Origin of the sequence: Pseudomonas sp. B21-019, assembly GCF_024749225.1 — a bacterium.
Taxonomy (GTDB): Bacteria; Pseudomonadota; Gammaproteobacteria; order Pseudomonadales; family Pseudomonadaceae; genus Aquipseudomonas.
The window spans coordinates 1,754,327-1,776,944 of record NZ_CP087193.1; the positions used below are offsets into that span (position 1 = coordinate 1,754,327).

A 22,618-nucleotide genomic window follows, 5' to 3' on the forward strand; every position below is an offset into this window, starting at 1 on the left:
CAGCTTGTCCATATCCATTAGTAAAACCTTCATTAAGCTGTAAAATGCTGCGCTTGGCCGATTAGGGGGGATTCCCGCATCGGTTCAGACTGACTCTGTCAGAAGCCATGGCTGACTTGATGGCTTTTGCATTCATGGATTAGACGGTGCGCGGTTGGCGGCCCTGTCAGCAACTCAAGGGTATGGTTTCGCGTGAAAATTCTAGTAACTGGCGGCGCCGGGTTCATCGGTTCAGCAGTCATTCGTCATATCATCTCCAACACTGCCGACTCTGTCGTTAACGTCGATAAACTGACTTATGCCGGTAACCTTGAGTCGCTGGCCGAAGTCAGCCAGAACTCGCGTTACGTGTTCGAGCGCGTCGACATCTGCGACCGTGATCAGGTGGATCGTGTCCTGCGTGAACATCAACCGGATGCCATCATGCATCTGGCCGCAGAATCCCACGTTGATCGCTCGATCTCCGGTCCGTCTGAATTCATCCAGACCAACATCATCGGCACTTACACCTTGCTGGAAGCTGCACGCCACTATTGGGCGGCACTGGACGATGCGCGTAAAGCCAACTTCCGCTTCCACCATATTTCCACCGACGAAGTCTACGGAGACCTTGAAGGTCCGGAAGACCTCTTCACCGAAACCACGCCTTATCAGCCAAGTTCGCCGTACTCGGCCAGCAAGGCCAGTTCCGATCACCTGGTTCGCGCCTGGAGCCGTACCTACGGCCTGCCGACCCTGGTTACCAACTGTTCGAACAACTATGGTCCGTTCCACTTCCCTGAGAAATTGATCCCGCTGATCATTCTCAACGCACTGGAAGGCAAGCCGCTGCCGGTCTACGGCAAAGGCAATCAGGTTCGTGACTGGCTCTACGTCGAAGACCACGCCCGCGCACTGTACAAAGTCGTGACCGAAGGCGTGATCGGCGAGACCTACAACATCGGCGGCCATAACGAGAAGCAAAACATCGAAGTGGTGCATACCCTTTGCGCACTGCTTGATGAACTGCGTCCAGACTCTGCTCATCGTCCACACGCCAGCCTGATCACCTACGTTCAGGATCGCCCGGGCCACGACCAGCGTTACGCGATCGACGCCAGCAAAATCCAGCGCGAGCTGGGTTGGACACCGGAAGAAACCTTTGAAACCGGTATACGCAAGACTGTCGAGTGGTACCTGAACAACACTGAGTGGGTGGCTCACGTGAAGAGCGGCAGCTACCAGCAATGGATCGACCAGAACTACACGGACCGTTCGGACAAAGCATGAAAATTCTCCTGTTGGGAAAAAACGGCCAGGTCGGCTGGGAGCTGCAGCGCTCTCTTGCGCCTCTTGGCGAACTGATCGCCCTGGACCGTCATCCGGTCGATGGTTTGAGCGGCGACCTGTCTGACCTCAATGCACTGCGCGCGACGATCCGTCAGGTTAAACCCGACGTCATCGTCAACGCAGCGGCCTACACTGCGGTCGATAAAGCTGAATCCGAGACTGAGCTGGCCGATCGTGTGAACGGTCAGGCGAGTCAGGTTATGGCTGAAGAAGCCGCATCTCTAGGGGCTTGGCTGATTCACTACTCGACCGACTACGTGTTCAGCGGTGAAGGTCTGACGCCGTGGCAAGAAACCAATGCCGTCGCACCGGTGAATCACTACGGTGCCAGCAAACTGGCCGGCGAGCAGGCGATTATTGCCTCGGGATGCAAGTACCTGATCTTCCGCACCAGTTGGGTCTATGGTGCTCGCGGTAACAACTTCGCCAAGACCATGCTGCGCCTGGCCAAGGATCGCGAAACCCTGAGCGTCATCGCCGACCAGATCGGCGCCCCTACCGGCGCAGACCTGATCGCTGACGTGACGGCGCTGGCTATTCAGCAAGTGTTGCAGCGTCCTGAGCTGGCGGGTCTTTATCACTTGGCGGCCGCCGGCGAAGTGTCCTGGCACGGCTATGCCAGCCATGTGATCGGTTTTGCCAAGGCCAACGGTGAAGAGCTTGCTGTCACAGCGATCAATCCGATCGAAACGACCGCCTACCCGACACCGGCGCGCCGCCCTCTGAATTCCCGATTGAATACTCAGAAGCTGCGCGACAATTTTTCTTTGCACTTGCCGGATTGGCAAAGTGGTGTCACCCGAATGCTTATGGAAGTCCTGAACAAATGACCACGACAAATCGTAAAGGCATCATCCTCGCTGGTGGCTCGGGTACTCGTCTGCACCCGTTGACCCTCGGCGTGTCCAAGCAGATGCTGCCGATCTACGACAAGCCGATGATCTTCTATCCGCTGTCGGTGTTGATGCTCGCCGGTATACGCGAAATCCTGATTATCTCCACCCCTGAAGACCTGCCGTGCTTCCGTAAATTGCTGGGTGACGGCAGTCTGTACGGCATCAAGCTGACTTACGCTGAGCAGCCAAGCCCGGACGGTCTGGCGCAGGCGTTCATCATTGGTGAAGAGTTCATCGGCAAGGATCCTTGCTGTCTGATCCTGGGCGACAACATCTTTTACGGTCAACACTTCTCGGACAATCTGCGTTCGGCCAGCGCTCAAGAGCATGGAGCGACGGTATTCGGCTATCACGTATCGGACCCGGAGCGTTTTGGTGTAGTGGAGTTCGACGCTGCCGGCCACGCTTTGAGTATCGAAGAAAAGCCACTGAAGCCAAAATCGAGCTATGCGGTGACGGGGCTGTACTTCTACGACAACCAGGTTGTCGAGATCGCCAAGAATATCAAGCCATCCGCGCGTGGTGAGTTGGAGATCACTGATGTCAACCGTGCGTACCTCGAGCAGAAGACCCTCAAAGTCGAAATGCTTGGTCGCGGCTTTGCCTGGCTGGATACCGGTACACATGATTCGTTGCTGGAGGCGAGCCACTTCGTGCATACCATTGAGAAGCGGCAGGGTTTGAAAGTTGCCTGTCTGGAGGAGATTGCTTACAGCAGTGGCTGGATTTCCGCCGCTGAGCTGTCGGCTCAGGCAGTGCGTCTCAGTAAGACTGGTTATGGTTCCTATCTGGAAAAGCTTTTGAAGGCGCAGGATTGTCGAGGCTTGAGTGAGAATTGATCGTGGCTGACGATTGATATTATTTTGATGTCGATTTGAAGAAATCGTTTGTTTTCAAATGATTTTCGTATCTGCCCTTCGCATGAGTTATTTATTCCCGGTACTAGCTGTAGAATGGCCGGCAGAACTATCTGACCCCATTCAGTGCTGCATGCCTCAGGCTTATTGGGCCCGCACTCCTGGCTCCGACTTATCGAGATCGCCTCAAAAAATTGAGGCGGGAATACGGATAAGTGGTCGAGCTAGCGAGTGAGGGGGAGGCGTACTCGGTGTAAAATCAACCGGTTTGGATTGATGCTTGGCTGTCACCCTCGGTCGACTCGAGCAAAAAACTTGCATTGCATACGATGCAAGGATGACCAGAAACATAACTGAGCCCACTTTCTGGATGAATCTGCCGGAAGGGGATTAAGGATTTAGAGCATGGAACTGATTCCCGTAATTTTGTCTGGCGGAGTAGGCAGCCGGTTATGGCCTGTTTCCCGGGAGGCCCATCCAAAGCCGTTCATGGATCTGCCAGATGGCCAGAATCTAATCCAGAAAACGTTCCTTCGTGCTTCGCGTCTGGAAGGTGTTGTGGAAGTTCTTACGGTGACCAACCGTGAGCTCCTGTTCAAGACCGAAGACGAGTACGGTGCGGTCAACACGCACAAGCACTCGCAAGGTTTCATCCTTGAGCCTTTCGGGCGTAATACAGCTGCCGCCGTCGCTGCTGCGGCGCTTCAACTGGAAGCTTCGCATGGTCCCGACGCCCAAATGTTGGTGTTGGCGGCAGACCACCTGATCAAAGACGAAAAAGCATTTGCGGCGGCGGTAGCCAGTGCAGTTGCGCTTGCCTCCGAAGGCTGGCTGGTCACCTTTGGTATTCAGCCGACCTATCCTGAAACAGGGTTCGGGTACATTGAAGCTCAAAAAGATGCGCCCCTGAAGGGTGGTCTGAAAGTTGCGCGCTTCGTCGAAAAGCCCAATCTTGAAACGGCTGAAGGCTACGTCAGCGCGGGCAACTACTATTGGAACTCCGGGATGTTCTGCTTCCGGGTTGGCACTGTGTTGGAAGAGCTTCGTCAGCATGCCCCGGACGTGGTGGAAGCTGTCAGTAAAACCATTGAAAGCTCGCGCCTTACCATCTCTGACAAGTATCGTTGCCTGGCACTCGATGCCGATGCATTCGCAGAGGTTCCAGACATCTCCATCGATTACGCATTGATGGAGCGCTCCTCCAAGGTAGCGACCATCCCTTGTGATATTGGTTGGAGTGACATCGGTTCCTGGAACGCGGTCAGTGAACTGACCGAGCCTGATGAAGATGGCAATCGTTTTGAAGGCGAGGTGTTGTCCCACAATTCCCGTAACAATTATGTAAACAGTGAAGATCGACTGACTGCGCTGGTCGGGGTTGAGGACCTGCTGGTCATCGATACCCCGGACGCGGTGATGATCGCCCACAAAGATCACGCCCAAGACGTAAAGCATATTGTCAATCAGCTCAAGGCGGCCAGCCACACGGTGCATTTGCTCCATCGTACCGTTCATCGCCCTTGGGGGACCTACACAACCCTGGAAAACGGCGAGCGCTTCAAGATCAAGCGCATTGTGGTGAAGCCCAAGGCTTCGTTGTCCTTGCAGATGCACCATCACAGAAGCGAACACTGGATCGTTGTCAGCGGGATGGCTAAGGTCATCAACGATCAGCAGGAGCTGATGTTGAACACCAACGAGTCCACGTTTATTCGTGCTGGTCATCAGCACCGTTTGATGAATCCTGGGGTCATAGACCTGGTGATGATTGAAGTACAAAGTGGTGACTATCTCGGCGAGGACGATATTGTTCGTTTTGAAGATAATTACGGCCGCGTCGATAAGTAAGAGTACCGTCGCAGTTACAAGCCGGATCGGTGGATTTCCACCGGTCAGGCTTTTTTGCATCTGGGCTGGTCCTGATGCATTTCCATCCTGACGAGAAAGCAGAGCCGTTAATCGGCTTCGCTTCCACATACCTCAGCAAGAGAGCGGTATGAATACCCCGATCAAAACCCAGTGTTTCAAAGCCTATGACATTCGCGGCCAAGTGCCATCTGATCTCAATGAAGAGGTTGCTTACCGGATTGGCCGGGCCATGGTTGTCGAGCTACAGGGCAAAAACATTGTGCTGGGGCGGGACATGCGGCTCGAAAGCCCGATGCTGGCAGAGGCGATGACACGTGGTTTGCTCGAGGCAGGTGCCAACGTCATCGATATCGGCTTGTGTGGCACCGAAGAAGTCTACTTTGCCACTAGCTCGTTCAAGGCGGATGGTGGAGTGATGATCACCGCAAGTCACAATCCCAAGGGTTACAACGGGATGAAGCTTGTGAAGTCCGAATCTCGGCCTATCAGTGGCGACACCGGGCTAAATGCCATACGCGACCGTGTGGAAAGTGGTGATTTGGGAGCCTTGGCTGCAAGCCCCGGCGAAGTTCGATTCGAACTGGATAAGACGACCTACATTGAGCACCTTCTCAGTTACGTCAACGTTGCGAATCTCAAACCGCTGAAAATACTTGCCGATCCGGGCAATGGCGCTGCCGGGCCAGTGTTGCGGCAGTTGGCCCAAAAGCTACCCTTCGAATGGGTGGTCATCAACGCCGAGCCCGATGGCAACTTTCCCAACGGTGTGCCCAATCCGCTTCTGCCAGAGAACCGCACGCTGACACGGCAATCGTTGCTGGCAAACGGCTGCGACTTGGCAATTGCGTGGGATGGTGACTTTGATCGCTGCTTCTTCTTCGACCAGGATGGCCGCTTCGTCGAGGGCTATTACCTGGTTGGTCTGCTGGCGGAAATGCTGCTCAAGAAGAACCCAGGCTCCAAAATCATCCATGATCCCAGACTGACCTGGAGCACGATCGATCAGGTTCGATTGGCGGGCGGTGTTTCAGTACAATGCAAAACCGGGCATGCCTTTATCAAGGAGCGCATGCGTCTGGAGAATGCGATCTACGGCGGCGAGATGAGTGCTCACCATTATTTCCGGGATTTCGCCTACTGTGACAGCGGCATGATTCCCTGGTTATTGGTGACCGAATTAATGTCTGCGTCGGGAAAAAATCTGGCCCAGCTTGTCGATGAGCGCATTGCCGCCTATCCATGCAGTGGTGAAATCAATTATCGAGTGAACGATGTGTCAGCGGCGCTGGAAGAGGTCCTGGCACATTATTTACCTCACGGGCCTCACCTTGATCAAACCGATGGAGTCAGTCTGGAATTTTCTGACTGGCGATTTAATCTCCGAGGCTCAAATACAGAACCTCTGTTGAGATTGAATGTGGAAAGTAAAGGAGACCCAGCGCTGGTGGCGTTGAAAGTTAAAGAAATTGAGGGACTGCTGAACAGTAGAAATATGGAATGAAAAAACGGTTCTCACTTCCAGAGGGAAGGTGAGGGGCAGCGATAAGTTGGCTCTCCGATAGAGACTTACTGTTCGATTGATTAATTTAAATTGGTGAAAAAATGAGCGACAAGAAAGTAGCGTTGATTACGGGTATTACTGGTCAAGATGGTGCTTACCTTGCTGAGTTCTTGCTCAAGAAAGGTTATTCGGTACACGGTATCAAGCGCCGTGCCTCCTTGTTCAATACTCACCGTATTGACCATCTTTACCACGACCCGCATAAGAAAGGCTATGATCTGAAACTGCACTACGGCGACCTGACCGATTCGAGCAGCTTGATTCGCATCGTGCAGGAAGTACAACCAGATGAAGTTTACAATCTCGGGGCACAAAGCCACGTAGCCGTTTCCTTCGAATCACCAGAATATACAGCTGACACTGATGCCATGGGTACACTGCGCATCCTTGAAGCAATCCGGATCGCCGGTCTTGAGAAGAAAACCAAGTTCTATCAAGCATCCACCTCCGAGCTTTATGGTCTGGTGCAGGAAATTCCTCAGAAAGAAACCACGCCTTTCTATCCCCGCTCCCCATATGCCGTCGCCAAGATGTACGCCTATTGGATCACCGTGAACTACCGTGAGTCTTACGGCATGTATGCCTGCAACGGTATTCTCTTTAATCATGAATCTCCGATCCGCGGCGAAACCTTCGTAACCCGTAAGATCACGCGCGCCTTGGCACGTATCAAGGTCGGTCTGCAAGACTGCCTGTACCTCGGTAACATGGACGCCCTGCGTGACTGGGGTCATGCCCGTGATTACGTGGAAATGCAATGGCTTATGCTGCAACAAGAAACACCAGACGACTTTGTGATCGCTACCGGTGAACAGCATTCCGTTCGGGAGTTTGTTGAAGTTGCAGCGAAAGAAGCAGATATCAAGATTCGTTGGGAAGGCCAGGGTGTAGACGAGAAAGGTTACGACGTCGCAACCAACAAATGCATCGTTGCCGTCGACCCACGTTATTTCCGTCCTGCCGAAGTTGAGACGCTGTTGGGTGACCCAAGCAAAGCCAAAGCCAAACTGGGCTGGGTACCACGTACTACCTTCGCTGAGCTGGTAGAAGAAATGATGCGTGAAGATCTGAGTGAAGCCAAACGCGACAAGCTGGTCGCTGAACACGGCTTTAAATACTTCAAGGGTCAGGAATAAGGGGACTGGGATGATACCGGTATATCAGCCCTTTCTGGGCGGCCGCGAAAAGGAATATGTAAACCAGTGTCTTGATTCGACCTGGATTTCTTCTCGCGGAGAATTCATCTCCCGCTTTGAGAGCGAGTTTGCCCGATACATCGGTGCCGAACATGCGACCACGGTGAGCAATGGCACGGTAGCCCTGCACTTGGCAATGGCCGCTCTGGGGCTTGGGCCTGGCGATGAGGTGATTGTCCCAACGCTCACTTACGTGGCGTCGGTCAACACCATTATGCAAACCGGGGCCAGCGTCGTGTACGCTGAGTCCCTGGCTGATACCTGGAACGTCAGCGTTCCAGACATCCGAAGCCGCATAACGCCGAAAACCAAAGCCGTCATGGTGGTGCACTTGTACGGTCTGGCGTGTGACATGGATGAAGTCGTCGCGCTGTGTAAAGAGCATAATCTGCTGCTGATCGAAGACTGTGCAGAAGCTTTCGGCTCTCTGTACAAAGGTCAGCACGTAGGGACTTTTGGCGATGTCGCCACGTTCAGCTTTTTTGGCAACAAGACCATTACCACCGGTGAGGGTGGAATGGTGGTGTCCAAGAACAAGGACATCCACGAGAGAGCCTGTCATCTTAAAAGCCAGGGTGTGTCCAAGACCCGCGAGTATTGGCACGATGAGTTGGCATTCAACTATCGGATGACCAACATCTGCGCAGCCATTGGCCTTGCCCAGTTGGAGCGTGCAGACGAGATCATCGCTCTTAAGCGTCAGGTTGCAGACTGGTATCGCGAAGCGCTCGAAGGGCTTCCGCTGCAGATGCACGCAGAGCAGCCAGGTACTCGTCACTCCTACTGGATGTGCTCGATACTGTTGGATGATCAGAGTCAGCGTCAGGCATTGCGTGATCATCTGAAGAACAAGGGCATTGAGACACGTCCTCTGTTCGCTCCTGCTCACCATATGCCACATTGCAAGACGGATGAGTCCTTCCCGGTAGCGCAGGACCTCAGCTTGCGAGGGGTGAACCTTCCAAGTTATCCGACGCTGAGCCGTGAACAGGTGCAGCAAGTAGTAGATGAAATTCGGGCTTACTTTGCCAGCTGATGTTGCGTTGGGATTGAGGCTGGTAACAGTCTCAATTCTCATAAAATTCAAAGAGGACGAATAATGTCCAGGCTTTCGAATTTAATTATTCAGGGGAAGTAATGTTTTCGTATTTTTCTCGCGTGTGGGCTGCTCGATACTTTTGGGTGCATCTTGCTCTAGCTGATTTGCGTTCTCGCTGGCGCCGATCTTTTTTTGGCGTAACGTGGTCAATTATCCAGCCATTGGGTATGACGATACTCCTGACGCTGGTGTTCAGCCGGCTGTTCAATACGGACGTATTAACCTACGCACCCTATGTTCTATCAGGAATCGTAGTTTGGGAGTTTATTTCCGCTAATACAATTGGCGGGTCATTGTCTTTCGTTCAGGCGGATGCCTACATTAAACAATGTAATCATCCCTTGGCCATTTATACCTTGCGAACAGTGCTCGGTAGTTCAATTGTGCTCATGCTGGCCAGCGTTTCGCTCTATCTCTGGGTGGCAATCATGATGCCTCAGAATTTCGGATGGAGCTGGTTGGCGACGCTAACGATATTCCCTGTCGTTGCCTTGATAGCGTGGCCTGTATCCACACTTCTATCCTACATCAGCACCCGTTTTCGCGATGTTCCCCATGCGCTTGGGCTTGTGATGCAATCATTATGGTTTGTGTCTCCGGTGTACTTTGAAGCGAAAATGTTTCAAAACGGCGGGCTGCATGCGCTGGTTGATTACAACCCGATTTATCACATTCTACAGTTGTTTAGGGCGCCGCTACTGCAAGGGGAGTGGCCAACACTTGCAAATTATACATTTAGTTTAGGTACTGCTTTGTTCTTTGGGCTAATTGCAATGTATGTTGGTTACAAAGCAGAGCGGAAGGTGATTTTTTACCTATGAGAATGAATAGAATCAATCAGATCAATGTAAAGAACGTCAACCTTCATTACGCGGCCGCGGCTTATAAGGAACGTTCATTAAAATCCTTGCTGGCCAATATCTTCTCAAAAAAAGATGCCAACAATCACGTCGCTGATATTCATGCGCTCAAGAACATAAATGTTCAAATTGTCAGCGGCGAACGCGTGGGGCTTCTTGGGCATAATGGCGCGGGCAAAAGCACATTCCTCAAGACGGTCGCCGGCTTGTATCCAATCTCCAGCGGTGAACTGGTGGTACAAGGCCAGGTTCGTTCGCTGTTTGATCTGAGCTTGGGCTTTGAACCGGATGCCACGGGGCGTGAGAACATTCTCTACCGTGGTTTACTGCTTGGTTTGTCGCCAAAGTTCATGCGAGAGAAGATCGACGAGATTGTGGCGTTTGCCGATCTGGGCGAGTTTATTGATTACCCGATTAAAACGTACTCTGCCGGGATGCAGGTACGACTGGCTTTTGCTATCTCTACTACGGTTGGTGGCGACATTTTGTTGCTGGATGAGGTGATCGGTGCTGGCGATGCCAACTTTATGGCAAAGGCTAAAGTACGTATTACCAGTTTGATCGAAAAGGCCGAAATACTCGTTCTGGCTTCTCATGACTTTGGTGCCTTGCAATCCATCTGCACCCGGGGTTTGGTGTTCCATCATGGTGAGTTGTTGTTCGATGGTGAGATAACAGACGCTATAGCGGAATACAAAAAGATAAATGGACTTTCTGATGCAAACTAAGCCGTTTCGTGTCATGTGGTTGCTGAATCATGGTGCGGCTCGTCGTTTCGAGTTGCAGATGCTCAAAACCTTGGGAGTCACAGAGTTTTTTCTCCCTAAGTCATTTCCACAGGAAATCGGTTTTCGTTCGGCAAGCATAGACTATTCAGAGGATGCCAATCTGACTATTCCGGCCGAAGATCTGGCGGTGTTGAACGCGCAAAATTGGTTTGTCTCACCTTCGAAAGAGGCGTGGGAAATCGCTAATAAATATTTTGATGTGTGTTTTTTCATCTGTCATTCAAAAGGCTTTATGAATGAGGTTGCTCGATCATTCAGTGGTGCAGCAATCTGGCGTGCTTATGGTTTGGATAAAACATTAAGTTACTCCGAAGTCGTCAAGATCCTGACCTTGGGTACACAGTCAGTAAAGAAACTTGGGCGACGCCTTTGGTTAGGCATCGCCTACGAGCATCTTGCAGATTCTGAGTCCATGTATCTGCAAAAACGAAAGGCATTTTTACCGCTGGGTTTGAGTGATTGCCGGATCAATGATGTTTGGAATGGCAGTCAGAAACACATTTTTTTTGTATGTCCGGATATTGGTTTTAGTAGCTACTATAAAAAAGTATATGAGAAATTTGTCTCAGATATGCAAGGTTTTCCATACAAGATCGGTGGCTCTCAACCGATAGAAGTGGATGATCCGAATGTGTTGGGGTTTGTCACCAACGAAGAGCACGAAAGTAATATGAGAGAGTCGCGAGTGATGTTTTATCATTCAAGCGAGCCTAACCATATTCATTATCATCCTTTCGAAGCTATTCGTGTCGGTATGCCATTGATCTTCATGAGTGGTGGCATCCTCGATCGCATGGGGGGAGCGACCCTTCCTGGCCGATGCGAGTCTGTCAAAGAAGCCAGAGAGAAAATCCGTCGCATCTTGAATGATGACTCAGCGTTCATTGAGCAAGTCCGCAGCAGCCAGGCAGTGTTGCTGGAGCCCATGCGTGCAGAGAACTGCGAAGCTGCTTGGATAAACGGTTTCAGAGAAATCCTGCAAGAGTTGGAAGTCAGCCGTTTAGAACAAAGCCAGCGGCCAATAAAACGTAAGAAAATTGCTGTTGTAGTCCCTGTCGAATATCGAGGGGGGAGCCTTCGTGGAGCCAAGTTATTGGCGGAAGCTTTGCATGAAGGGAGCAGGCAATGGGGAGAAGATGTCGACGTAGTGCTCTTGCATTTGAAGTCTGCTGACGACCAGTCGGAAGATCCTTCAGATAAGAATGAGAGGGTTCAGCAGCGCACATTTAAATGGAAAACCCTCGATGCGCAAACAGCACGTAGGGCTATGCGGTATGCCGGTCACGAAGGCTGGGAACCTGACAGCGTAAAATATATTGTCCCGGATGATGGTATCAAACAGCTTTTGGATTGTGATGCATGGATCGTTGTCTCTGATCGGGTGCAGGCTCCCTTGGTACCTCTGCGACCATGCATATTCATGGTTTATGATTATCTTCAACGATATGAAAAGGTACTTTCCAAAAACGGCGATCAAAACTTTATTAGTGCCGTGCGCAGGGCACAGAAAGTTCTTGTTACGACTGAATTTACAAAGCAGGACGCCATTCAGTATGCCGGTGTGGAAGTAAATCGAATCGCCAAAGTGCCTATGCTTGCTCCCGATTTTTCAAAAGTTGAGCCAGAAATAGTATCGACACCTGATCATCCGTATTTCTTGTGGACAACAAATGCTGGTGCGCATAAAAATCATGAAAATGCATTGAAAGCTCTTAAGTTTTACTATGAAACTCTGGGTGGGCAGTTTTTCTGTCATGTGACGGGTGTGAATACAGAGAATCTGCTAGAGCGTGGTTTGCCGCATCTTAAGTCCCTGTCTACACTCGTTGGTACAAGCGCTGCGTTAAAGGAAAAAGTTAAATGGCTCGGCGAACTCCCGGACTTTGAGTATCGCTGTGCTTTGGCAAATGCTACGTTTTTATGGCATGCAGGTAAAATTGATAACGGCACCTTCAGTGTTGTTGAAGCGGCTAGCTTAGGCGTGCCAGCTTTGAGTAGTAATTATCCAGCTATGCATGAGATGGATGTTCAATTTTCACTGCAGTTGTCGTGGATGAATGCTGCCGATTATAAAGAGATGGCACATAAGCTGAAAGAAATGGAATTGACTTACTTGTCCAAGAAGGCCCTGCTTCCATCGCCTGAGGTATTGGCAGAACAAGGCGTTGAGAAGTTGGCGGCACAATATTGGGGAGTCATACGAGAGTGTCTATAAAAAAATATGGTATCTACCTGGCGTACGCACCAGGTTTAGATCTTCGTCACGAAGGATTGGGTAGATACCTGGCTGCCTTCTTGAAAGGGGCAGGGGACCGAGAAGATATCCGTTTTGTACTTGTATGCCCCAGTTGGTCAAAAGAGGGGCTTGAAGATCTATTTCACAGCGAAGGTGTCTCTAAAGAGCGCTTCGAATTAGTCTCACCCTCGAAAAAGCCGATGGTGTTGCGCGTCTACGAAGCCTACATCGCTAGAAAGAAACGAAAGCGGAAGCCGGGAATACTTAAAAGAATTTCCAATGGTTTTGCCGCGATTAAAAGAGCTGCCATTGACCACGTTGAGCATCAATTGGTGACGACCGATTCTTACTCAGGGCTGATATTGCTGTTGATAGAGGGCGCTTTTCTTGCCAGCCTTCTGCTCCTGTTTAGTCCAATCATTGTGTTGGCGTTAATCGTTCTTTTTTTCATAAAATTCAAGTTTGTTTTTAAACGACTGATGCGACCGTTTCGGCGTTATGTATCACGTGCTCAAGGGGCTGTAGGGGAGCCGAAAGACGACGCTTTCATATTCCGGCTTTATAAGCGAATGGAGCGGATTGAGTCGGAGCGGATGCTTCGCTTGATTGATAACCTGGCTGATGTGAAAGCCTGGTACAGTCCTACTGCATTCTGGCCAGCCTTCAACAAAATAAATCGTCCACGCTTGATGTGTGTGCCGGATGTGGTGCTATCGGACTTCCCTGTCGGGTTCTCAAATGTGGGAGGCGAACGCTTTTTGCAGACCTATGAGGATGTCCGTAGATCGATCCAGACAGGGCAGCATTACGTTACCTATAGCAACGCGATCAAGTGGGAGACATTGGTCGATCAGTATTCGATACGCGCTTCTAATGTAGCGGTGATTCATCATGCGCCGAATATGCTAAACCAGTGGGTGACAACCCGTGGGTTTGCAGATCTGGAAGCCACCTCGCTTCATTACTCTCAAACACTTCTCGCTAGTGCGATGCGAAAATCCTCAAATAAGAATTACACGGTAGGCTTTGCAAATACTTCGTTCAAGTTCATATTTTATGCGAGTCAGTTTAGACCGAACAAAAACCTGTTGATGTTGTTGCGGACGTACGAGTTTCTTTTAAGAAAAAAATATGTCAGCCACAAACTGGTTCTGACCGGTGATCCCGAGCGGTATCCAGCTGTCAAAAAATTTATTGCCGAACACGGTTTGGAGAACGATGTTCTATGCTTGCACGGTTTGACGGTGCAGGAACTTGCGGCTTGTTACAAGTTAGCGGATCTGGCAGTAAACCCTAGCCTTAGCGAAGGTGGGTGCCCGTTCACATTCACCGAGGCGCTGTCGGTAGACACTCCTGTGGTTATGGCTCGAATCGCGGTTACCGAGGAGATACTTGATCAGCCAGAACTGCAAGATACGACATTTTTTGACCCGTTTGATTGGGAAGATATGGCTCATCGTATTGAATGGGCTCTTTCTCATCGAGAAGAGCTTCTTACACTACAGAAAAATATCTATCAGGGCCTGATTCAGCGTACCTGGACAGATGTGGTGAATGAGCATATCACCGTTCTTGAAGCTATTTCTGAAGGCGGCGGTAGCCCTTCGGAGGGCCAATAATGAGTCCAATCACAGGGATGCTGATTCTGGGGTTCGGTGGTCATGCCCGGAGTGTGGCTGACGTCGCGCTTGCATCGGGAATAACACAATTGTGTTTTATCGACGCTAAGGCTAAACAAGGCGAATCGTTTTGTTCGTTTCCAGTGAAAGCGTCAGTGGACTTTGAGCTGCCCGCAGATTGGTCAGTCATGCCGGCGGCAGGCGACAACAGAAAAAGAATAGAGCAGTGTGAATGGGTCATTCAGCAAGGATGGCGGTTAGCGACACTCATCTCCTCCAGGGCCACGATAGGCGTCGGGGCCCAAATCGGTGAAGGTAGTTTTATTGCTCATCACGCACATGTTGGACCGATGGCATCGGTGGGACGCGGCTGTATTATAAACACCGGCGCGATCGTTGAGCATGACTGCACAGTGGGTGACTACAACCACATTTCCGTCGGTGCTGTAGTTGCGGGTCGCAGTCGTGTTGGTGATCGCTGCTTCCTGGGGGCTGGCTCAACGGTGATCGATGGACTGCAGATAACAGACGATGTCATGCTGGGCGCCGGTGCGTGCGCTCATCGTAATCTGGAGCAGGCCGGTACCTATGTTGGAGTTCCCGCGAAGTTTCTGGGGCGCAAACATTGAAAATCCTGCATTTTTTCAAGACTTACTACCCCGATACCATGGGTGGTGTAGAGCAGGTTATCTTTCAGCTCGCTGAAGGGGGAGACAGCACGGTATCGAGTCTGAAGTCCTTTATCTTAGTCCACGTGGCGCGATGCGCAATGAACGGCTCGGACATCATATGACCCACCGGTCGTATGAGAATTTTCAAGTGGCCTCAACCGGGTTTTCAATCGGGGCGATCAAGGATTTCTTCGAGCTGGCAAAACAGGCAGATATTATCCACTACCACTTTCCGTGGCCATTTATGGATATGGTGCACTTTCTAACCAGAATCAAGAAGCCAACCGTTGTCACTTATCACTCGGATATCGTGAAACAGCAGTCGTTGCTTCGACTCTATAATCCGCTCCTGCACGCGTTTCTTCGAAATGTGGACGTAATCGTTGCTTCGTCACCTAACTATGTTGCAAGCAGCGAAACGCTGGGGAAGTATGTAGATAAGGTTAAGGTCATCCCCATTGGTATAGATCGCAATACATACCCTGAGGTTACTGATGCATCGAAGGCTCATTGGCGTGAGGCGTTGGGTGAGCGCTTCTTCCTTTTCGTAGGCGCGCTTCGTTATTACAAGGGCCTTGATTTTCTTCTGGAGGCGGCACAGCAGACAAAGCTGCCTGTCGTGATCATGGGTAAAGGTCCCATGGAAGCGGCACTGAAACAGAAGGCTAAAGATGCAAAGCTGGAGAATGTCTTTTTTGTCGGTGCCTTACCTGACAGCGATAAGGCTGCATTGATGAGTCTGTGTTTCGCGTTGGTATTTCCCTCTCACCTCAGGTCCGAAGCTTTCGGGATTACCCTTCTCGAAGGAGCGATGTATGGAAAACCACTGATTTCCTGTGAAATCGGAACAGGTACGACGTACATCAATATCGAAGGTCAAACGGGCTGTGTGGCACTCCCGGGAGACAGTGTGTCTCTCGCAAGCGCTATGAAGAAGTTGTGGGATGACCCCTATGGGGCCGCCAAAATGGGAGAGAATGCTCTAAAACGTTATGAAGAGTATTTCAAGGCCGATGATATGGTTAAGTCCTACAGTGAAATATATCACTCGCTTTTGAAGTAATGAATATTGAAAGCCGAGATATAACTTAGAACGTAGCGTCTATGTTGTGCTCGGAAAATGACAAAAATAGCGCGTTAAAAACCAGGCGTAGAGAATATTATGGATTTATTGGGGTTGCTTCAGCGCCGGCAGCGGGTCTTTTCTTGCTTTACCGTGTTCTTGCTGACTTTTTTAGTTCATCGGGTCATGGATATCTCCTTCTATCCTTTTGATTCGAGTTTGTACTGGGGGCTTAGTTCGCCTTCAGTTATAGTCAATTTTCCCGAAGTGGCTCGTGGATATTTTTATCCACTTGTACTGATGCCGGTTCACGCACTTGCTGATATGGTCGGTGATAACGGTAGAGTGGTTTTTCAGTTCGTATCTTCTGCTGTTTATGCTTATTTGCTAACAGGCCCTATTGCTGATTTTTTCTTGAAGACCTTTGGCGGTAAACTGTCCTTCGCGCGACGGACAGCCTTTGCATTGCTCACATTCTTGCTGTTTCCTGGTTTATTCTTGTTTCCATTGTCTGATTTGCCCGCACTACTTATACTCATCATTAGTGTGATACTGGCGAGCCGCGCGAACTCAAAATATTGGTTAGGCTGGTTATTTCTATCCGGAGCCGCTGTCAGCGCAGCCTATAATGTTCGGACAATTTATTTGTTCGCAGCAATGGCGCTTTTTTTCGTTGTTTTATTCGTGTTTATGCGAGGTAAACCTTGGCGTTTGCGCGTCTTTGGAATGCTTGTTTTCTTATTCGGCGCAGTAATCGTTGCTACGCCCCAGATGTTGATTAACAAGCGTATACATGGGACTGCTACACCATTAGTGATTGCCATGGTGAAAGGAAAACCACTGATGGCCCAGCAGCTCTATTGGGGAGTCGTAGTCCAGCGTTATGAGACCTATGCAGGTAAAGACAGTCCAGCGCCGAGTCTTTATTATCGTGATCCTGCAGGTGTCGCCCTTCGGGATCTTGATGCGTCATCGTTCTCTGAGCCTAATATGCGCGGCTATCTTTCCATGGTTCTAAGACATCCGATGCAATTTTTAGGTATTTATGGCCGGCACCTTGTTAATGGTTTGGATGTGCGTGATGGCATTGTTTATGCCGAGAAGTCATCCACAAACAAAAGTGTTGTATCGTTTCTTTGCTTTTGTCTGTTGTTTTTCTGTGTGTTGATTTATTGGTTGCGTAAGGAAAAACGATGGATTGAGGCGGCTTACCTAGCCCCCATTCTTCTGCCGGTGTTGGCTATCTTGCCTGGAGCGGTAGAGACACGATTCTTTATGCCGGTTTACCTGGTGTTGTTTGGCGCGGTTATTACCCGGTTCGAATGGGGAGCATTCAAAGCCACAATCTGCCAGCATTGGCTGATCCTTTCGTTGGTCTTTCTGTTTCTCTCTTCGGTGTCTCTGGGGATCACAAGCGCAGCAATGGCTTGCATTTCATATGAGTTGCCCTGACTGCTGATACCCGGTTTTTGGGAAGTGTGAATGATTTTACTTATGGAGCCGATTAATCTTGTTATGTCGGCTCCAAAAGCATTTTTATTTATCAGCCTGGATTTGGCCGAAGTTACATTTTCTTTATGGATTCATCTTGAGATCTTTAAGAATAACCTCTGTCAGCGCGGTTTTAGCGACGTAGACCGATGCAATTGAGGTCAAGTGTGTTGCATCGAAGGTTACCAATCCGCTCTTGCGATCGTTTCCTAAATAGGTGATGCATCCGTCTTTATTGCAAAATAGATCAGTCATTGAAAAGTATTCAAAGCCACCTTGACCATTTCCGTACTTTGCTTTAAGGGATGCATCCACTTCGAATACGGAGCTGTCCACATCGTCAATGATACGCCTTGGAGTGTACAACCAATACTTCCTTGTAATGATCTGATAGAGGCTCGCCTGATACTTGGGAACCGGACCTGCGATAACAATGTGGGACACGCCATAACTTTTCAGTAGTTTTGTCATCGCGGTATAGTCGTTCACGGTATCATGCCCTGTGATCTGCGCAATAATAACTACTTGGGGCGCTTCTCTCTTTATAACGTCGAGTGCTGTCTGGTTGGATACTCGGCAGTACTCGGCTTCAGTTTGGAACTTGTCCGGAAGATTGGGGAAACATCCTGAACTGGCTACCTGGAGAATCGAAACGCTGTCCGGTAGTGTATGCTGAAGACCATAGTTAAGTTGCTGAACATGTGAGTCGCCCCATAAGAGAATTTTTTTGTTCGCAGTAGGTGTGTAACAACTCGGGGCTATACTACTTGCGGGAATATTGGTGGCTTTTCCTTTAAAAAAACTCTTTGTATCATAAAAGTCGCAGTCCATCCGGAAGCGGGCAGCCGTCTCGTTGTTTGTGAAGTAATTCCAGTCAGGGGCTGTGTTTGCGAATGATTGCGCAAATTCTTCGCGGTCTTTTTGTCGGAATGGAAAGCCACCGTTGACAACGGTTAATGTGGCAATAGAAGCGAAAGCAATTGCGGTAACTATTAGTCCATTAAAAACTACTCTCGGGTTGGATTTTGCTCTGAACGGCTTTTCGACGAATCGATAGGTCGCCCATGCAAGTCCTACGCTTGCCAGAATAACGACTGTTCTTGTTTGTGGACTTGGTACTTCAGATTCGATAATTCTAGCGAAGGTAAGCAGCGGCCAATGCCACAGATATAGCGGGTAACTGATAAGGCCGATCCAAACAGCAATTCGGTTGTTAAAAATATACTTGTTGATCACGGCCTTAGGGCCTGAGGCGATGATTAGCACAGATCCCAACACTGGAGGGATTGCCCAATACCCTGGAAACTGAAGGCCTTTATTAATTAATACAACGGATGCTATCAATAGCCCAAGGCCGGAAATCGAGGTGAAATGAGGAATTATTAAAGATGAAGGGGCGGGCTTTCTTACTACAATGATGTAGGCTAGCACGCTGCCGCATAGCAGTTCCCAGAAACGGTATTGCGGTAAGAAAAACGCGGCAGAGGAATTAGTTGTAACTTCGACGATATTGCAGTACAGAGATGCCAGTAGCATCAGCGCAATAATTATCAGAGCGTTTAGGTTCCAGCGCCATATGAATAGCGAGATAATTGGAAAAGCTAGATAAAACTGTTCCTCTACGCCAAGCGACCACAAGTGCGTGAGCGGTTTTAGCTCAGAGCTGACGTCAAAATAGCCGGACTCTTGAAATAAAATAATGTTCTGGACGAAACCAAGTCCGGCGGCTATATGTTTGTTTAGCTGTTGGAACTCAGTTGCCAGCAGTATTATCCAGCCAAACGCGAATGTCGTAGCTAATACTAGAAGCAACGCAGGAAATATTCGGCGTACTCGACGTCTGTAAAAGTCATAAAAACTGAACGTACCGCTTTCCAGATTCTTGAAAATAATGCTTGAGATAAGATAGCCGGAAATTACAAAAAAAACGTCGACTCCAACAAATCCACCTGTAAGAAGGGTAGGGAAGGCATGGAAAATGACTACGGCGAGGATCGCAAAAGCTCTTAAGCCATCGATATCGGGTCGGTAGACAGGATGATAACTCTGTGGGGGTGATGTACTCACTGAAGAGCTTTTATCGATGCGTAACATTCTGGAAATATAATCCCTTCGGTGTCCATGCTTCATAGTGTTGGTAGAAGACCTGAGCAAGCTCATTTTTCGGGGACTGCGACAAAGTACAGGCGTAACCGATCCCGATCAGGCAGGCATCTTAAGGGGATGATCAGCTATCGACAATTGATTTTTAGGCTGTCGAAATCGTCGCCGATGAACGAGGTGCCATTGCTGGTGGTTTCTTTCAAATCGGTGTGTACGAAACCTGACAGTGACAATCAAGGCTTGTAGAATGCCCGTTGTCGCAATGACTCCCTCGGTCATCGGTCTTCAATTCCTTTATGTGCGGTCAAAAAATGGCTAACAGAATCATCGATAGAATCGTTTTTCTCGATGTAATGCGAATATTTGCATTTATCAGTGTGCTTATTGCTCACAAGATGTATGACTCACTGGCTTTTGCTTCTACTAATGAGGCGTTGCATGTAACTGTCCGGTATTTCGCACAGGCAATCCTTCCGTTGTGCTATGGCGGTGGTGCTGGTGTCGTTGTTTTTTTTCTGACATCTGGATATATCATCACTCACGTGCTGCAATCGGAATCGACGCTTGAGTTCTTGCTAAAAAGATTTTTCAGGATCTATCCGCTTTTTATCGTAGCGGTATTAATGGAGGGTTTATTCGATCACTACCTTAGAGGCGTCGCATTTCCCCCTTTTTCAGTATGGGTGCCACGACTTCTTTTGATCGGCGATTTTTTTGGAACTCCTTTGGCTCTTGGCGGGGTCGAGTGGACTCTCAGGCTAGAGATTGCTTTCTATATAGTTATGGCCATCGTCAAGGCATTAGGCCTGTTCAGACGCCAGAACTATTTACCTATTGTTTTTATTGCTCTTGTTGCTGCGATTGTTTTACTACCGCCTTTTCCTAGTGCCGCAAATCTTCCCTTGGCCTACCAAACGATTTACTCAACGTTTCTGTTTATGGGCGCTTGTGTTTATCTTTGGGAAACCGGAAGCGCCAAAAAAAATCTATGCATCGGTGCGTTTTGTGTTTTGTTTGGCTGTTTCCTCTTTATGGTCGCCAAGTATCAACCTAACTGGAAAGAGTTTAATTATGGGCTCTATGCTGTCATGATTTTTCTATTAGGATGGAGCTTGCGACTGAGAATTGAAGATGGGCCCTTGATACGTATGATTTCCAACATGACATTCGCGGTTTACTTATTTCATAATTGGCTTTGGGGTTATATATCCTCCTTGGTGGATTATTTAGGTCTGGTTTTTATTCCCGCAAAAGCCCAGATTTTGGTTGTATTGTTTTTAGTCTGTTTCGCTATGCATAAAAGTGTGGAGCGGTATGGGCTGCGTGCAGGAAAAATATTCTTGAGTAAGTACCGCGATTCTTCGTTGCGTACAGCCTTTTCAAAAACATCTGAGCCGTTGAACGAAAGCAGATTGAATTAACGCGTGGTCGGGGTTTTCGGAAGACTGATGAGCTATTAACTAAGGTGGTCGCTCAGTGCGCCGGTATACAAAACCGCTCTCCTAGTGAAACTGCGAGGCTACGGTAAGCAAGAGGAAGGAGTAGTGGGCAACTCGATTACATTCTGTTGCCCAGACTTCTGATGAGATTTTTCAAAATTTGGGAGTGCATGATGCCGATTTCATCCGACCGTTCAGGTGCGATACCTGCCCTAACCGGACTTAGGTTTGCTGCAGCCTTAATGGTATTTTTTTCACACTATAATATTCCGGGTCTTAACGGATGGGCTTTACGGGTCCAAGGCTCAGGTTATAGCGGTGTGACGTTTTTCTTTGTACTTTCTGGTTTTATTATTGCTTATAACTATCTTGATAGATTTGAATCGGATCCTATAAAAAATACTTACCAATACATTGTGTCCAGGTTTGCCCGGATTTATCCTCTTTATGCGCTCTGCATAATTTATCCCTGGATGAACTCGGGACTAGAAACGCCTTTGCTCCCATATCTTGTCGGGGTGCAAGCCTGGAGTAGTGATGTTTATTTTTCGTTTGGGATCAACGGGCCGGCATGGAGTGTTAGTGTTGAAGTATTCCTCTATCTAACATTTCCATTGCTTATACCGGTGCTGAGTAAGTTAAATGTTATAAAGTCGCGCAACAGGTTATTGATTTTTGCACTGTTTTCTTTTGCTGCTCAACTTTGTCTTGCAGCCTATTTCTCCATGCCGGGGCGAGCGGAGCTGACGTCAATAAACCCTGACTCCGCGCACAGATGGTTATACCGCATGCCGGCTACCAGGATATTTGACTTCTGTTTAGGTATCGCCGCAGCCATCTATTACAAGCGTCATTTTGTAGCGACCAACAAAGTACAACGGACCTGGAGCAGGGCGGTTGCGGCGTCATTGTTATTGATACTGGTGCTTATGGGATGGAGCAAGAACTTTTTGTCCGCGTTTAGCTGGGATGCAGCTTATGCGGCGCTGTTCACTATCGTGATCCTGGGAGTTGCGATAGATCAAAAATCTAAAGTGTCGGCGGCGTTTTCTGGCAAAAGAATGATACTGTTGGGGGAGTCATCATTTGCGTTCTATCTAATACATGCCATCTTGCGCCCACTATATACTGCGCATCCTTCGGGATCGCTTATTTATCAAGTACTGCATTTGGCAATTTTTCTGCTGATTGTTACATGTATTTCTATTGGGTTGCATTTGTCTATTGAGAGACCGCTTCAGAAGTCGATCAAGCAATTGTTTAGCAAAAAGAAATCGACCGTAGCAGTAGCGTGACTACTGCGGAATAATTTATGGCGATGCACGCGCATTGAAAGGAAGCTGTTCATGTTCACTAATGAGTGAGCAGCTTCTTACCCCGACATTACCAGGTAAGCATCCTCCAGATTGCCGGTGATCTGGTAGGTGAGGGTCGGGGCGTATGGGGCGCTATGCGACGAACCCTTGTGGGGCGGTGTTCATTTAGCACGTAACTAAAAACGCCGGCAACTTGGCCGGCGTGATTGATTATCTGCATCCACT

At 49.2% G+C, this 22,618-nt stretch carries 16 protein-coding genes and 1 pseudogene; 16 read left to right on the top strand and 1 reads right to left on the bottom strand.

Features of this window, described 5'->3' with window-relative positions; all coding sequences use genetic code 11:
- Positions 1-192 precede the first annotated feature (192 nt).
- The 14 genes and pseudogenes from rfbB to LOY36_RS07920 all read left to right on the top strand — a co-directional run bounded on the left by rfbB (position 193) and on the right by LOY36_RS07920 (position 17,496).
- Entirely contained in the window at positions 193-1,269 is a 1,077-nt protein-coding gene (rfbB, locus tag LOY36_RS07855) for a dTDP-glucose 4,6-dehydratase (protein ID WP_019650500.1), read from the top strand.
- Complete coding sequence (gene rfbD / locus LOY36_RS07860) at positions 1,266-2,159, top strand: dTDP-4-dehydrorhamnose reductase (protein ID WP_018929847.1); 894 nt, start codon at positions 1,266-1,268, stop codon at positions 2,157-2,159. Before rfbB ends, rfbD begins: the two co-directional genes overlap by 4 nt.
- Positions 2,156-3,064 carry a glucose-1-phosphate thymidylyltransferase RfbA gene (gene rfbA, locus LOY36_RS07865; protein WP_019650502.1) on the top strand — a complete coding sequence of 303 codons (909 nt, stop codon included), beginning with the start codon at positions 2,156-2,158 and terminating at the stop codon, positions 3,062-3,064. The genes rfbD and rfbA overlap by 4 nt, the downstream gene beginning before the upstream one ends.
- 423 nt (positions 3,065-3,487) lie before the next feature.
- Positions 3,488-4,930, top strand: coding sequence for a mannose-1-phosphate guanylyltransferase/mannose-6-phosphate isomerase (locus LOY36_RS07870; RefSeq protein WP_026345962.1), 1,443 nt, complete (start codon positions 3,488-3,490; stop codon positions 4,928-4,930).
- A gap of 148 nt (positions 4,931-5,078) precedes the next feature.
- Complete coding sequence (locus LOY36_RS07875; RefSeq protein WP_258672857.1) at positions 5,079-6,452, top strand: phosphomannomutase; 1,374 nt, start codon at positions 5,079-5,081, stop codon at positions 6,450-6,452.
- A gap of 101 nt (positions 6,453-6,553) precedes the next feature.
- Positions 6,554-7,648: a GDP-mannose 4,6-dehydratase gene (gmd, locus tag LOY36_RS07880; RefSeq protein ID WP_018929843.1), complete on the top strand. Its 1,095-nt coding sequence runs from the start codon at positions 6,554-6,556 to the stop codon at positions 7,646-7,648.
- 10 nt (positions 7,649-7,658) lie between these two features.
- A complete protein-coding gene (locus LOY36_RS07885; RefSeq protein ID WP_019650505.1) occupies positions 7,659-8,744 on the top strand; it encodes a DegT/DnrJ/EryC1/StrS aminotransferase family protein in 1,086 nt (361 codons plus the stop codon).
- A gap of 101 nt (positions 8,745-8,845) precedes the next feature.
- Entirely contained in the window at positions 8,846-9,628 is a 783-nt protein-coding gene (locus LOY36_RS07890; protein ID WP_026286697.1) for an ABC transporter permease, read from the top strand.
- Entirely contained in the window at positions 9,625-10,395 is a 771-nt protein-coding gene (locus tag LOY36_RS07895) for an ABC transporter ATP-binding protein (protein WP_018929840.1), read from the top strand. Before LOY36_RS07890 ends, LOY36_RS07895 begins: the two co-directional genes overlap by 4 nt.
- On the top strand, positions 10,385-12,670 hold the full coding sequence (locus tag LOY36_RS07900) for a glycosyltransferase (RefSeq protein WP_019650506.1): 2,286 nt from the start codon (positions 10,385-10,387) through the stop codon (positions 12,668-12,670). Before LOY36_RS07895 ends, LOY36_RS07900 begins: the two co-directional genes overlap by 11 nt.
- Positions 12,661-14,310 carry a glycosyltransferase gene (locus LOY36_RS07905; protein WP_258672858.1) on the top strand — a complete coding sequence of 550 codons (1,650 nt, stop codon included), beginning with the start codon at positions 12,661-12,663 and terminating at the stop codon, positions 14,308-14,310. Before LOY36_RS07900 ends, LOY36_RS07905 begins: the two co-directional genes overlap by 10 nt.
- Positions 14,310-14,939, top strand: a complete 630-nt coding sequence (locus tag LOY36_RS07910) for an acetyltransferase (protein WP_018929837.1) — start codon at positions 14,310-14,312, stop codon at positions 14,937-14,939. Before LOY36_RS07905 ends, LOY36_RS07910 begins: the two co-directional genes overlap by 1 nt.
- Before the next feature lie 38 nt (positions 14,940-14,977).
- Positions 14,978-16,044 (top strand): annotated as a pseudogene (locus LOY36_RS07915) (glycosyltransferase family 4 protein).
- A 99-nt stretch (positions 16,045-16,143) separates the two neighbouring features.
- Positions 16,144-17,496, top strand: a complete 1,353-nt coding sequence (locus tag LOY36_RS07920) for a hypothetical protein (protein ID WP_258672859.1) — start codon at positions 16,144-16,146, stop codon at positions 17,494-17,496.
- A gap of 123 nt (positions 17,497-17,619) precedes the next feature.
- On the opposite strand, the gene LOY36_RS07925 is transcribed toward LOY36_RS07920, so the two are convergent.
- Positions 17,620-19,629, bottom strand: a complete 2,010-nt coding sequence (locus LOY36_RS07925; protein ID WP_258672860.1) for an acyltransferase family protein — start codon at positions 19,627-19,629, stop codon at positions 17,620-17,622.
- A gap of 320 nt (positions 19,630-19,949) precedes the next feature.
- On the opposite strand from LOY36_RS07925, the gene LOY36_RS07930 reads away from it, so the two are divergent.
- Positions 19,950-21,059: an acyltransferase gene (locus tag LOY36_RS07930; RefSeq protein WP_258672861.1), complete on the top strand. Its 1,110-nt coding sequence runs from the start codon at positions 19,950-19,952 to the stop codon at positions 21,057-21,059.
- 191 nt (positions 21,060-21,250) lie between these two features.
- Complete coding sequence (locus LOY36_RS07935) at positions 21,251-22,372, top strand: acyltransferase (RefSeq protein WP_258672863.1); 1,122 nt, start codon at positions 21,251-21,253, stop codon at positions 22,370-22,372.
- The last annotated feature ends 246 nt before the right edge of the window (positions 22,373-22,618 follow it).

Coding starts and splice junctions, on each gene's coding strand:
- rfbD (WP_018929847.1), top strand. CDS start 1,266: ATGAAAATTCTCCTGTTGGGAAAAAACGGCCAGGTCGGCTGGGAGCTG.
- rfbA (WP_019650502.1), top strand. CDS start 2,156: ATGACCACGACAAATCGTAAAGGCATCATCCTCGCTGGTGGCTCGGGT.
- LOY36_RS07870 (WP_026345962.1), top strand. CDS start 3,488: ATGGAACTGATTCCCGTAATTTTGTCTGGCGGAGTAGGCAGCCGGTTA.
- LOY36_RS07875 (WP_258672857.1), top strand. CDS start 5,079: ATGAATACCCCGATCAAAACCCAGTGTTTCAAAGCCTATGACATTCGC.
- gmd (WP_018929843.1), top strand. CDS start 6,554: ATGAGCGACAAGAAAGTAGCGTTGATTACGGGTATTACTGGTCAAGAT.
- LOY36_RS07885 (WP_019650505.1), top strand. CDS start 7,659: ATGATACCGGTATATCAGCCCTTTCTGGGCGGCCGCGAAAAGGAATAT.
- LOY36_RS07890 (WP_026286697.1), top strand. CDS start 8,846: ATGTTTTCGTATTTTTCTCGCGTGTGGGCTGCTCGATACTTTTGGGTG.
- LOY36_RS07895 (WP_018929840.1), top strand. CDS start 9,625: ATGAGAATGAATAGAATCAATCAGATCAATGTAAAGAACGTCAACCTT.
- LOY36_RS07900 (WP_019650506.1), top strand. CDS start 10,385: ATGCAAACTAAGCCGTTTCGTGTCATGTGGTTGCTGAATCATGGTGCG.
- LOY36_RS07910 (WP_018929837.1), top strand. CDS start 14,310: ATGAGTCCAATCACAGGGATGCTGATTCTGGGGTTCGGTGGTCATGCC.
- LOY36_RS07920 (WP_258672859.1), top strand. CDS start 16,144: ATGGATTTATTGGGGTTGCTTCAGCGCCGGCAGCGGGTCTTTTCTTGC.
- LOY36_RS07925 (WP_258672860.1), bottom strand. CDS start 19,629: ATGTTACGCATCGATAAAAGCTCTTCAGTGAGTACATCACCCCCACAG.
- LOY36_RS07930 (WP_258672861.1), top strand. CDS start 19,950: ATGGCTAACAGAATCATCGATAGAATCGTTTTTCTCGATGTAATGCGA.
- LOY36_RS07935 (WP_258672863.1), top strand. CDS start 21,251: ATGCCGATTTCATCCGACCGTTCAGGTGCGATACCTGCCCTAACCGGA.